Annotated in this window: 8 protein-coding genes; 1 reads left to right on the top strand and 7 read right to left on the bottom strand. The window is 35.0% G+C overall.

The window, feature by feature from the left end; all coding sequences use genetic code 11:
* Positions 1-5 precede the first annotated feature (5 nt).
* The 5 genes from EOD40_RS04465 to EOD40_RS04445 are packed head-to-tail and all read right to left on the bottom strand — an operon-like array spanning position 6 to position 6,927.
* A complete protein-coding gene (locus EOD40_RS04465) occupies positions 6-551 on the bottom strand; it encodes a c-type cytochrome (RefSeq protein WP_128193697.1) in 546 nt (181 codons plus the stop codon).
* Positions 552-558: 7 nt separating this feature from the next.
* Positions 559-1,083, bottom strand: a complete 525-nt coding sequence (locus EOD40_RS04460; protein ID WP_128193696.1) for a DUF3341 domain-containing protein — start codon at positions 1,081-1,083, stop codon at positions 559-561.
* Complete coding sequence (nrfD, locus tag EOD40_RS04455; RefSeq protein WP_128193695.1) at positions 1,076-2,479, bottom strand: NrfD/PsrC family molybdoenzyme membrane anchor subunit; 1,404 nt, start codon at positions 2,477-2,479, stop codon at positions 1,076-1,078. Before nrfD ends, EOD40_RS04460 begins: the two co-directional genes overlap by 8 nt.
* Before the next feature lie 30 nt (positions 2,480-2,509).
* A complete protein-coding gene (locus EOD40_RS04450) occupies positions 2,510-5,563 on the bottom strand; it encodes a TAT-variant-translocated molybdopterin oxidoreductase (protein ID WP_128193694.1) in 3,054 nt (1,017 codons plus the stop codon).
* A gap of 32 nt (positions 5,564-5,595) precedes the next feature.
* A complete protein-coding gene (locus EOD40_RS04445; RefSeq protein WP_128193693.1) occupies positions 5,596-6,927 on the bottom strand; it encodes a c-type cytochrome in 1,332 nt (443 codons plus the stop codon).
* A gap of 217 nt (positions 6,928-7,144) precedes the next feature.
* Here EOD40_RS04445 and EOD40_RS04440 point away from each other — a divergent pair, with 217 nt between their 5' ends.
* On the top strand, positions 7,145-7,534 hold the full coding sequence (locus EOD40_RS04440) for an SPOR domain-containing protein (protein WP_128193692.1): 390 nt from the start codon (positions 7,145-7,147) through the stop codon (positions 7,532-7,534).
* Between the two features lie 199 nt (positions 7,535-7,733).
* Here EOD40_RS04440 and EOD40_RS04435 read toward each other — a convergent pair whose 3' ends face one another.
* Together EOD40_RS04435 and infB are read right to left on the bottom strand one after the other, a co-directional pair.
* Complete coding sequence (locus EOD40_RS04435; protein ID WP_128193691.1) at positions 7,734-9,503, bottom strand: DUF4153 domain-containing protein; 1,770 nt, start codon at positions 9,501-9,503, stop codon at positions 7,734-7,736.
* 140 nt (positions 9,504-9,643) lie between these two features.
* Complete coding sequence (infB, locus tag EOD40_RS04430) at positions 9,644-12,571, bottom strand: translation initiation factor IF-2 (protein ID WP_128193690.1); 2,928 nt, start codon at positions 12,569-12,571, stop codon at positions 9,644-9,646.
* Position 12,572 lies beyond the last annotated feature (1 nt).

Raw genomic sequence — 12,572 nt, 5'->3', positions numbered from 1 at the left:
AACAATTATAATTGGCTTTTAAGTTTAAGCACGTAGTCAGCGATTAACCAACGCTCTTTTTTACTTAATTGATTTGCATGAGAACCCATTGCATTTAAACCATACGTCTCAACGTGAAAAATACTTCCTTCAGTGATATCTCTATCTTTATAACTAGGAACTCCTAAGAATTTTTCTCTCTCAACTAATTTTCCTTTACCATTACCAGCTGCACCATGACAACTAATACAATAGATTTCGAAAAGTTCTTTTCCTTTACCAGAATTTCTATCTAATGAATCAAGCGGTGACTTTAAATTAGCTTTAGCCAATTGATATCCAGCAGTAGAATTTTCATACTCGTAAGGTTCAAAACCTCTATTAATACTACCTTCAGCAGGAAGTTGACCTTCTTTACCATTAGGAAAAGCTTTAGACTCTGAATAAGTTTCATAGCCTACTGACTCATACATATTTGGAAAATACTGATAATTCGGCGCTTTATCATTATGGCATGAAGCTACTAACATAGTTATGCCTAACAATAGTGTTATTTTATATACCCTTTTCATATCTAAATTAATTCTTTTCTATTACTTTAACTTCTACAGCACCTGTATTTTGGAAAAAAGAAACCAATTCTTCTTCATTATCTTTAATAGCAACTTCCATTAAGAAATGATCATCTGTAGTTCTAACATCTGGATTTTCAGCTTCTTTGAAAGGCCATAATCTACTTCTCATATAGAAAGTAATAACCATTAAGTGAGCTGCAAAGAATACAGTCATCTCAAACATAATAGGCACAAAAGATGGCATATTTTGAATATAACTGAAACTTGGTTTTCCTCCAATATCTTGAGGCCAGTCATGAATCATGATATAGCTCATCATAAAAGTGGCAACAGAAATACCAACACATCCATATAAGAATGAACAAATAGCTAATCTTGTAGGCGCTATTCCCATAGCTTTATCCAAACCGTGAACAGGAAATGGACAAAAAACATCTTCAATATGATGGTGTGCTGCTCTTGTTTTCTTAACAGCATTCATCAATATATCGTCGTCATTATAAATGGCGTAAATTACTTTATTACTCATGGTGTGAATCTTTATTTGCTTCTCTTTCTCTTATGTAATTATCTCCTGTTGCTTTTAAAATTGTTTTAACCTCTGCCTGTGCAATTACAGGGAAAGTTCTTGAATACAATAAAAACAATACAAAGAAGAAACCTATTGTTCCAATGAAAATTCCAATATCAACAAATGTTGGAGAGAACATTGTCCAAGAAGACGGTAAATAATCTCTATGTAGAGAGGTTACGATAATTACGAATCTCTCAAACCACATTCCTATGTTTACAACAATCGAAATAATGAAAGAAAACATGATACTAGTTCTTAATTTCTTGAACCACATAAATTGCGGAGAGAAAACGTTACAAGTCATCATTGCCCAATATGCCCACCAGTAAGGTCCGGTAGCTCTGTTCAAGAAAGCATATTGCTCATACTCTACACCTGAATACCAAGCCACAAATAACTCCGTAATATAAGCCACACCTACGATAGAACCTGTAATCATAATAATGATGTTCATCAACTCGATGTGTTGTAAAGTAATGTAAGCTTCTAAGTTAGAAACTTTTCTCATGATGATAAGCAAAGTATTTACCATTGCAAATCCTGAGAATACCGCTCCAGCAACGAAGTATGGAGGGAAGATAGTTGTATGCCATCCTGGAATTACAGAAGTAGCAAAGTCCATCGATACAATTGTGTGTACAGAAAGTACAAGAGGAGTTGCTAAACCAGCAAGTACCAAAGATACTTCTTCAAAACGTTGCCAGTCTTTGACTCTACCACTCCATCCAAAACTTAGGATTGAATATATTCTTTTATTAAATGGAGTAATCGCTCTATCTCTAAGCATTGCAAAGTCAGGTAATAAACCAGTCCACCAGAAAACTAATGATACTGATAAATAAGTAGAGATTGCAAATACGTCCCAAAGTAATGGAGAGTTAAAGTTAACCCATAAAGATCCAAATTGGTTTGGTATAGGTAATACCCAGTAAGCTAACCAAGGACGTCCCATGTGAATAATTGGAAACAAACCTGCCTGAACTACTGAGAAGATTGTCATTGCCTCAGCCGAACGGTTAATCGCCATTCTCCATCTTTGACGGAATAACAATAATACCGCAGAAATTAAGGTTCCAGCGTGTCCAATACCTACCCACCAAACGAAGTTAGTGATATCCCAAGCCCAACCAACTGTTTTATTTAATCCCCATGTTCCAATACCTGTAGATATCGTATAAACTATACATCCTATTCCCCAAAGAAAGGCTGTTAAGGCGATTGTAAAAACAATCCACCAATGTTTATTAGCCAAACCTTCGACAGGCGCTGCCACATCTACTGTTACATCGTGATAAGATTTATCACCTATAACTAAAGGCTTTCTAATACTAGAGTCGTATATATGAGACATATTCCTTTATATTGATTTTAAATTTATTTCTTAAGTGTTTCTAACTTTTACGTGATAAACCACATTTGGTTTTGTTCCTACGTGCTCTAACAAGTGATATGATCTTTCGTCAGCAGCTAATTTAGCTACCTTACTTGCTTTATCATTAACATCACCAAAAATCATTGCTCCAGAAGAACAAGCTGCAGAACAAGCTGTTTGGAATTCACCGTCAACCACTTCTCTTCCTTCTCTCTTAGCATTCAAAATTGTAGCTTGAGTCATTTGGATACACATAGAACATTTTTCCATAACCCCACGAGAACGAACGTTTACGTCTGGGTTTAATACCATACGACCTAAATCATCATTCATGTGGTAATCGAATTCGCTGTTTTTGTTGTATAAGAACCAGTTGAAACGACGTACTTTATAAGGACAGTTATTAGCACAGTAACGAGTACCAACACATCTGTTATAAGCCATGTGGTTTTGACCTTGACGACCGTGAGATGTAGCAGCAACAGGACAAACTGTTTCACAAGGTGCGTGATTACAGTGTTGACACATTACTGGTTGGAAAGCAACTTGTGGGTTATCTGATGCTTTCTCCATTTCATTAAATGTAGAAAGTGAGCTAGACAATCCTGCAATACCTTCTTTTCTTTCATTATCTCCTTCGAAAGTTTCTTCAGAAGAATAATATCTGTCAATACGCAACCAGTGCATATCACGACTTCTTCTTACCTCAGATTTACCTACAACAGGTACATTGTTTTCTGCATGACAAGCAATCACACAAGCTCCACAACCTGTACAAGCATTTAAATCGATAGAAAGATTAAAGTGGTGTCCTACTGAACGATCAAAAGATTCCCATAAATCTACAGTAGTTGCTTCAACTTCTTTATGATTTAAAGATACTTTTGGAGTTTCGTTCCAAATTGCAGAATCCTTAGTATTGAAGATTTCTAAAGAAGTTTCTTTAATGATATCTCCTCTACCCATTAAGGTTTTTTGACCTTGAACACAAGCAAACTCATGTTCTCCATCAGCTTTAACTAATTCAACTGATTGCACATCATTAAAACCTTTATATAAAGCGTAAGCATTTAAACCTACCTGCATTTCTTCTTTTAAAGCCGCTTTACGACCATAACCTAAAGCTAAACCAACAGTACCAACTGCTTGTCCTGGCTGAACAATAACCGGTACATTTTCTAATTTAACTCCGTCAGCAGTTGTAATAGTAGCATAACTACCATTCAAACCACCATTAGCAACAATCTCATTAGATAATCCTAATGTTTTAGCATCAGCATTAGCAACTGTTACATAGTTATCCCAAGATACTCTTGTAATTGGATCCGGGAACTCTTGTAACCATGGGTTATTAGCTTGTTGACCGTCTCCCATACCAGTTTTAGTATACAATACTAATTCTAATCCGTTAGCAGCTTTTGATTTAGCCAATGCAGTTGCAGCAGCAGTATAATCAGCAGCACCTCCAGATAAAGCAGCAGGAGCTCCAACAAATACCCCATCGTGTAAAACTTTATTCCAAGTTGAACCCGCAATAAATGATGAAGAAAATGCTTTTAAATAATCATAGTAAGTTCCGGTAAGACCATTAATAGACATCAAAACATCTTGAAATTGTTTTGTTTTGAATAATGGACGGATAGTTGGCTGCGTTAAACTATAAGTTCCTTTAGTTAAAACTAAATCTCCCCAAGCCTCTAAGTAGTGAGGTACCGGAGCAGCAATAGTTGCAATTGAAGCAGTTTCATCTTCTTTCAAAGATAAAGCAACAGAAGTTTTTACTTTTTTAAGACCTTCAACAAAAGAAGATGAATCAGCCAAAGTATACGCCGGATTCACTCCACTCATAATCAAAGTATGAACGCTACCAGCTTTCATGTCATTGATTAACTGAGTCACTTTTGCATCAGAACCTTTTCTTATTTCTCTAACACCTACAGTAGTAAAAGCTTCACTAGCCAAAACCTGGTTGATTGCCAATACTAATAATTGTGCGTTTTTATCTTGGATACCTGAAACCAAAAGTCCTTTAGAACCAGCAGCTTTCAATTGTTGAGCCGCTTTAGTAACTTCTGCCTTAAATTCAGGTGCTAAGTTTACAGCAACAGCAGAACCTGTTACTACATTATATATATGTACTAATGCTTGTTTTTGATTAGCAACCGACATCGGTAAACGCTTATCAGCAGCAGCACCAGACAAAGTCATATTAGCTTCTAATTGGAAATGACGGGACATTTTTCCGTTTTTCGGAATTCTTCCCTGTGCATATCCTGCATCATATCCTCCACCTTGCCAATCTCCAAGGAAATCAGCTCCTACAGAAACAATAAGAGATGCTTTTGCAAAATCATAATCTACTAAAGCTCTTTCTCCATAAACAGCTTCAAAAGCATCTAAAGCTTCAGAAGAAGAAACAGCATCATAAATTACGTGTTTTGCATTTGGATTAGCTCCAATAAAATCAGCGATTAATTTTTCAGTTGAAGGACTCGCTAGAGTATTCGTTAAGAAAACCACCTGACCACCTTTAGCTTTCGCATCGGCAATGCTTGATTTAATTTTCGAATTCACTACAGACCAATCTGAATTCTTACCTTCAACTTTAGATTCTTTCAAACGCATATTATCATACAATGACAATATTGAGGCATGAATTCTAGCATTTGCAGCAAATTTAGCTCCCGAAATAGTATTATTATCTATTTTAATAGGACGCCCTTCACGTGTTTTAACAAGTAGATTTGCAAAATCAAAACCATCAAAAACAGAAGTTGCATAATAATCTGCTACTCCAGGAATGATTTGCTCTGGTTGTAATACATAAGGAATCGACTTGTTCACAGGTCCTTCGCATGCTGCAAGTGTAGCTGCTGCAGTACTAAACCCAACGTACTTTAGAAAATCACGTCTTGAAGTTGAAGAAGATGACATCGCATCAGCATTTCCTAAAAATTCATCCGCAGGAATCTCTTCAACAAACTCGTTATTTCTAAGCGCCTCAACAATAGAACCATTTTCTAGTTCCTCAACACTTTTCCAGTATTTTTTGTTTGATGACATTGTATATATATATTAAAATCTTAATAATTTGATTAATAGTGGCATTTTCCACATTCTAAACCTCCCATTTGTGCTTCAGTCAATTTGTCCACACCGTATTTCTTAGAAAGTTCTTCGTGTATCTTAGTATAATACCCATTCCCTTCCATTTTAACTTCAGTTTTTCTGTGACAGTTCACACACCAACCCATAGTTAACGGAGCAAATTGTTTTTGAATTTCGTAAGTTTCAACAGGACCGTGACAAGTTTGGCATTCAATACCTGCAACAGTTACGTGTTGAGAGTGGTTGAAATAAACAAAATCAGGTAGATTATGGATACGAACCCATTTAACAGGCTGTTGTTTTCCAGTGTAAGACTGAGTGGTTTTATCCCAACCAACAGCATCGTATAATTTTTGAATTTGAGCATCGTAGAATGCTTTGCTGTACTCAGCAGTAGCAGTAGTCTCAGCAACTTCAGAAATATTTTTATGACAGTTCATACAAACATTCAAAGAAGGAATACCTGCATTTTTACTTACTCTGGCAGCAGAGTGACAGTACTTACAGTTAATCTCATTATCACCAGCGTGAATTTTATGAGAATAATGGATTGGCTGAATCGGTTGGTAATCCTGATCAACACCTACCTGCATTAAAAAACCGTAAACAAAATATCCACTAGCCAATAATAAGAAGATAGAAGAAACCAATACTAAAAATTGATTTTTAACAAAAGCTTTCCAGATTGGAGTACACTCAGCTTTAGGAGCAACTTCAATACCATTTGCTTTAGCAACTTTTCTTAAGACATTGTTTACCATAAACAACATCACAACTAAAACCACCAAAACTAAAGCAAGAACTCCTAAAATTACATTATTATTAGAACCCGTCCCTTCGACATTCGCTCCAGGAGGAGTAGCAGCTCCACCGGCCGCAGCCGCAGGCTCTGCCTTAGGCTCAGAAGTATAAGCTATAATATTATCAATATCAGCCTCAGATAACTGAGGAAAAGGAGTCATTACCGACTTATTATTTTCTTCAAATAATTTAACAGCAGCAGCATCTCCTGATTTAATTACTTCAGAGCTATTATGAACCCATTTATAGATCCAAGCCATGTCATGTTTTTCAGCAACCCCTCTAAGCGCAGGACCTGTTGACTTAGCATCAAGCTTATGACACGCAGCACAATTAGAATTAAAAAGCGCCTTACCTTTTACTGGATCACCACCAGCTGTAGCAGCTGCAGGAGCAGCCTCGGTTGCAGCTGCAGGAGCAGCATCTTGCGCAAATGAAGAGAAGGAAAAAGTTAGCATCATTGCTAAACCTAAAAACATTTTCCTTGAGTTCGAATTATGGTTACCCACCTTTTTCATAAAGTATAATGATTATCTACTAAAAATTGGCACAATTTTTTATACAACAATTTCATATAAAAACGTCCCTTTATTTTAAACAGCCACAAAAATACGACTTAAGAACTATTCTCAAAACCTTAAAACAACCCAAACAACAATTTATATTAATTCTAAATAATCTTTTTATTTCACATTAAGTATATAATTAGTAATTTTACTTAAAAATCTTCACGTTATGAGAATTTTAACTATTCAAAACAGCATTTTTTACATTGCCTATCTAAGTATTTTAAGCCTAAAATTATCAGCCCAGGAAACAAAAATTAACATTCAGCAAAATCCTAAGTTTGAACAATTACTAAACGAAAAAAGAAAGATCAACAGCTCAATAGCTGTAAATGAGAGATATAAAATTCAGGTCTTTAGTGGCGTGAGTGAAAAGGCAAAAAAGACCTTAAGCGACTGCAAACAAAATTTTGCCGATTTAGACGGAACCATCGTATTCAACACTCCTAATTACAAAGTTTGGATGGGTAATTTTAAAACCCGAATTGAAGCCGAACGAAATTTAGTAGAAATTAAAAAAGTATATGCTAATGCGTTTTTAATAAAACCTAAAAAATAAAAATTTAACACTTTTTGCTACAAATAAAAGAGACGAATCAAGTAGAAAACCACTTGATTCGTCTCTTTTTATTTACATTATAATTAACCTAAAATCACATTAAAAGTCAACTTATAACGTTATGGTACAAAATTAAAAATCAAGCAAAAATTGCATTTAATAAATACAAATAGAGAGATAATAATTTAAAAAAATCAAGCTATTTAATTTTCACCATTATTTTTAAATCAAAATTCTCCACAACTTTTTGTCTTCCTCTTTTAACACCATTAACATTCAAATAAGTTATTAAAAGATGATACTTTGAATATTCAACTAATTGAATTATTTTTTTATCATGAATTAGATTGCTGTCAAAATCTGCATTTTTATTTATAAAATCAAAAATCCTCAAAGGAATAGTATCATTATTAATTTGCAAATCGATACCATAACTTTTCTTATTTGATTTTACAGAATAAAGAACCTTACCAATTTCTAGACACTTTTCACAATTTAAATCTGAATAATTTGAAAGCGCTATAATCACATCATAGCCTTGTATACTTTCTACATATTGATTATCTGAAAAATTATAATAAAATGCTGAATTAACATTGTTTTCTCTTTCATATTTATCATGATACACAAGTCCCAACGATTCCATAATTTTGAACGGACTTGGATTTTTATCTTTTTTAAGCAAGGAAGAAAGTTTACCTTTTGCATCAGAAACGAGAAATATTTCTACCCCGTAATTATCATCTAAAAAATCTATAATACTACTTAAGTCCTGCTCTTGTTTGAAACTCAATTTTTGTTTTTTAATTATTTGCAAATAGGATTCAAATCTATCAAGTTGACTATTTTTCGAAATACTATCAGCACTTTGTGGTCCAACAATTGACAACAATCCTGCAACACACATACTAATAGGAATAAATTTTATTTTGGGTTGTTTTTGAATTAAAAAATAAGCGATAACAATAGTCAACCAAATAGAGAGCAATAATACATAATATCGTTCATGCGTAAACCCATACAATTGTATGCGGTATAAAATAGCCCAAAACAACAAGCCTAATAATGGAACCAATAAAAAATAAAACCAACGATTAAAACTTCGCATCCATAAATTTCCTTGAATGTTTGCTATTGGATGAATCAATAAAAAGGATAATATCCCAACTATTGCAAAAACCAAAACCAGATAAGAAACCCAACCAATAGGTAATGAAAATAAAACTATAATCTTTGCTTCATAGCCTAATAAAATAAGCAAATAAATACTAATCAAAGGCAACAAAACATATTGGGTGAAATTTTTAAGTCCATTAGGATATTTCAATTGAAGAGGCTGCTGATTTTTACCAATTGAAGGAACACCGTTCAAAAAAAACATGGTGTTGAAAATACCCGCGATAGTAAAAAACAGATAACCATAAATTTTATTATCAAAATCAACATTAAACAATTCTTTAATTGCTACCAATGCTAAAGTTAATCCCAGATATAGCACTACACTATATAAACCGGCGGTCAAGATCCTCAAGAACAAACGCTTGTTAAATTCCCAAAACTCTTCCTGATTATATTGAATTGGTATAAATCCGGCAAATGAAACTAACAAATGCAAAGCAATATCAAGAACCACAAACTGAATAATATCAACTTGTGAAAGTGATTCATGAAAATTAAAAACAAATAAAACCGCTAATACTCCCAGCAACAAACTAATCAAATAACGATAGAGATAATTTTTGGATTTACTTATAAAGTACAAGCTTACGGAAAGAAACAAAACCAAACAGAGCGAACTGCTCATTATTGCTTTTAACAAAAACTGCCTCGTAGGATCTTGGTATTCCAAATCGATAGACCGAATTGCAAAAATAGTTCCGCATAAAGCCGCTATAATTTCTAACGGAAATCGTATAACTGTCGCTTTGGTTGCATCAAAAACATTTTGAAGTGAAGGGAATTTTGACATAGTTTAGATATTTACCACTAAGTAACGAAAAATACTACACAAAAAACACAAGCTTTTGTTTTTTCAAATTAAACTAAATGGGTTAAAACAAAAAAAATCCCGATTGCTCGGGATTTTCTTATAAAAATATATTTGAAATACTATTTCAATTTTTTCTTGATTGCTACTTCATGGTAAGCTTCAATAACATCTCTTTCTTCAATGTCATTGTAACCTTTAACCTGAATACCACAATCGTAACCTTTAGTAACTTCTTTCACGTCGTCTTTGAAACGTTTCAAGGCAATTAATTCACCTTCATGAACTACTACACCATCTCTAACGATTCTGATTTTCGCCTGACGGGTAATTTTACCATCCATAACCATACATCCGGCAATAGTACCCACTTTAGAAATTTTAAACAACTCTCTAATTTCAGCAGTTCCTAATACTTCCTCTTTCATTTCAGGAGCAAGCATTCCTTCCATCGCGTCTTTCAAGTCGTCAATAGCCGCATAGATAATTGAGTAGTAACGGATATCAATTTCTTCTTTATCAGCTAACTGTCTTGCGTTTCCTGCAGGACGAACGTTAAATCCGATAATGATGGCATCAGAAGCAGAAGCCAACATAACGTCAGTTTCAGTAATTGCTCCAACACCTTTATGGATAATATTGATTTGAATTTCTTCAGTAGACAATTTAGAGAACGAATCAGATAAGGCCTCAACCGAACCATCCACGTCTCCTTTAAGGATTACGTTCAATTCTTTAAACTGACCTAATGCAATACGACGACCAATTTCGTCTAATGTAATGTGACGTTGTGTACGTACTGATTGCTCACGCATTAATTGAGAACGTTTGGCAGCAATTTGTTTTGCTTCTTTTTCGTCTTCAAACACATTGAATTTATCACCCGCAGTTGCCGCACCATCCAGACCTAAAATAGATACTGGCGTTGAAGGTCCTGCAATTGTAACAATATTACCACGTTCATCATGCATCGCTTTTACTTTTCCATGGTGCTTACCTGCTAATAGGTAATCTCCAATTTTCAAAGTACCATGTTGTACTAATATGGTAGAAACATAACCTTTTCCTTTATCTAAATAAGCTTCGACTACTGTTCCTTGAGCTGATTTGTTAGGATTTGATTTCAAATCTAAAATTTCAGCTTCCAATAATACTTTTTCTAAAAGTTCTTTAACACCTGTTCCTTTTTTAGCAGAGATATCGTGAGATTGGATTTTTCCACCCCAGTCTTCTACTAATAAATTCATACCTGCTAAACGCTCTTTAATTTTTTCAGGATTAGCATTTGGCTTATCTACTTTATTGATGGCAAATATAATTGGCACACCAGCTGCCTGAGCATGACTGATAGCCTCTTTGGTTTGTGGCATGATATCGTCATCGGCAGCAATTACAATAATTGCAATATCGGTAACCTGAGCACCACGTGCACGCATCGCGGTAAACGCCTCGTGACCCGGTGTATCTAAGAAAGCAATTTTTTGACCATTGTCTAAAGTTACTCCATAAGCTCCAATGTGCTGTGTAATTCCTCCAGACTCACCAGCAATAACATTTTCTTTACGGATATAATCCAGTAAAGAGGTCTTACCGTGATCGACGTGACCCATTACCGTAACAATAGGCGCTCTGGTTACTAAGTCTTCTTCTTTGTCTTCTACAACTTCGATAGCTTCTTCGATATCTACAGTTATAAACTCAACATCATAACCAAACTCGTCTGCCACAATAGTTAATGTTTCAGCATCTAAACGTTGGTTCATGGTAACCATGATTCCAAGAGACATACAAGTTCCAATTACCTTCGTAATTGGCACATCCATCATGATAGCAATTTCACCTACAGTTACGAACTCGGTTACTTTAAGAATTTTACTTTCTTCATCTAAAGCTCTTTGTTCATCGTCTGATTTTTGACGGTGCGTATCTCTTTTATCTCTTCTGTATTTAGCAGCCTTAGATTTTCCTCCTTTTTTACCTTGAAGTTTTTCTAAAGTCTCTCTAATTTGATTTTTTACTTCCTCTTCTGTAGGCTCAACTTTAGCCACAATAGCAGGACGATTTCCTTTTACAAATCCTGGTCTGGCACCTCTGTCTCCTCTGTTGGCATTAAATCCACCACCAGCTGTATTAGGTGTTATCTTGTTAGGATTTGGAGCACCAGGCGCTCTAGGTGTAGTTGGTGTATTAGGAGAACCGGCCGTTCCAGGCTTAGGAGCAATTCTCTTACGCTTGTTTTTATTTGCATTAGCTCCCGCAGCTCCAGGCGCACCTGGTTTATTAGGAGTAATTTTAGGATCTTCTTTTTTCTTTTTAGGCTTGTTGAATTGAGATAAATCAATCGTCTGACCTGTTAATTTAGCTCCGGAAAGTTTTTGGTATTGGGTAGCAATTGCTTCTTCAGCCGGAGCTTCATCTGTTTTTGCAACCTCTTTAACTACCTTAACATCTTCCTTAGCCTGAGGAGCAGCAACAGGCTCTTCCTCTTTTTTAACTTCTTTTTTAGGTGCTATATTTTCAACAACAGTCTTACTAGCTTCAGCAACAATAGGTTTTTCTTCTTTTTTGTCTGATTCGATTTTCTCTGGAGCACTAGTTTTAGCAAGCGGTTTGTCTTCTGCAACTTCAGGCTTAGGAGCAACTACTTTCTCTTCAGCTACAGGAGCAGCAGCAGGTTTTGCAGGATTTAAATCAATTTTTCCAACTTGAACAGGTCCTGAAATTACAGCTCTTGCCTTAATTACTTCCTGTTGTTGTCTTTGCAATTCTTCCTCTTGCTTACGTTTATCTTCTGCCTCTCTGTCACGCTCAATACGTAAAGCCTCTTTCTCTTTTCTTTTTTCTTCGCTTACTTCTTTAGAAGCCTCTTTTTTCCCTCTGTCACCCGCAAACTGACCGCACAAGACATTGTATACATCATCAGAAATTTTTGTGTTCGGATTTGACTCAATAGCAATCCCTTTATCCTTAAGATAATCCACAGCTCTTTCCAAAGAAATATTCAATTCCCTTAAAACTTTGTTTATTCTTATTACTCTCTCTTCAGACATA

It is taken from the genome of Flavobacterium sufflavum (assembly GCF_004016525.1).
Lineage (GTDB): Bacteria > Bacteroidota > Bacteroidia > Flavobacteriales > Flavobacteriaceae > Flavobacterium > Flavobacterium sufflavum.
Note: the sequence above shows the minus strand (reverse complement) of the source record. Positions and strands in the feature narration are given on the sequence as shown.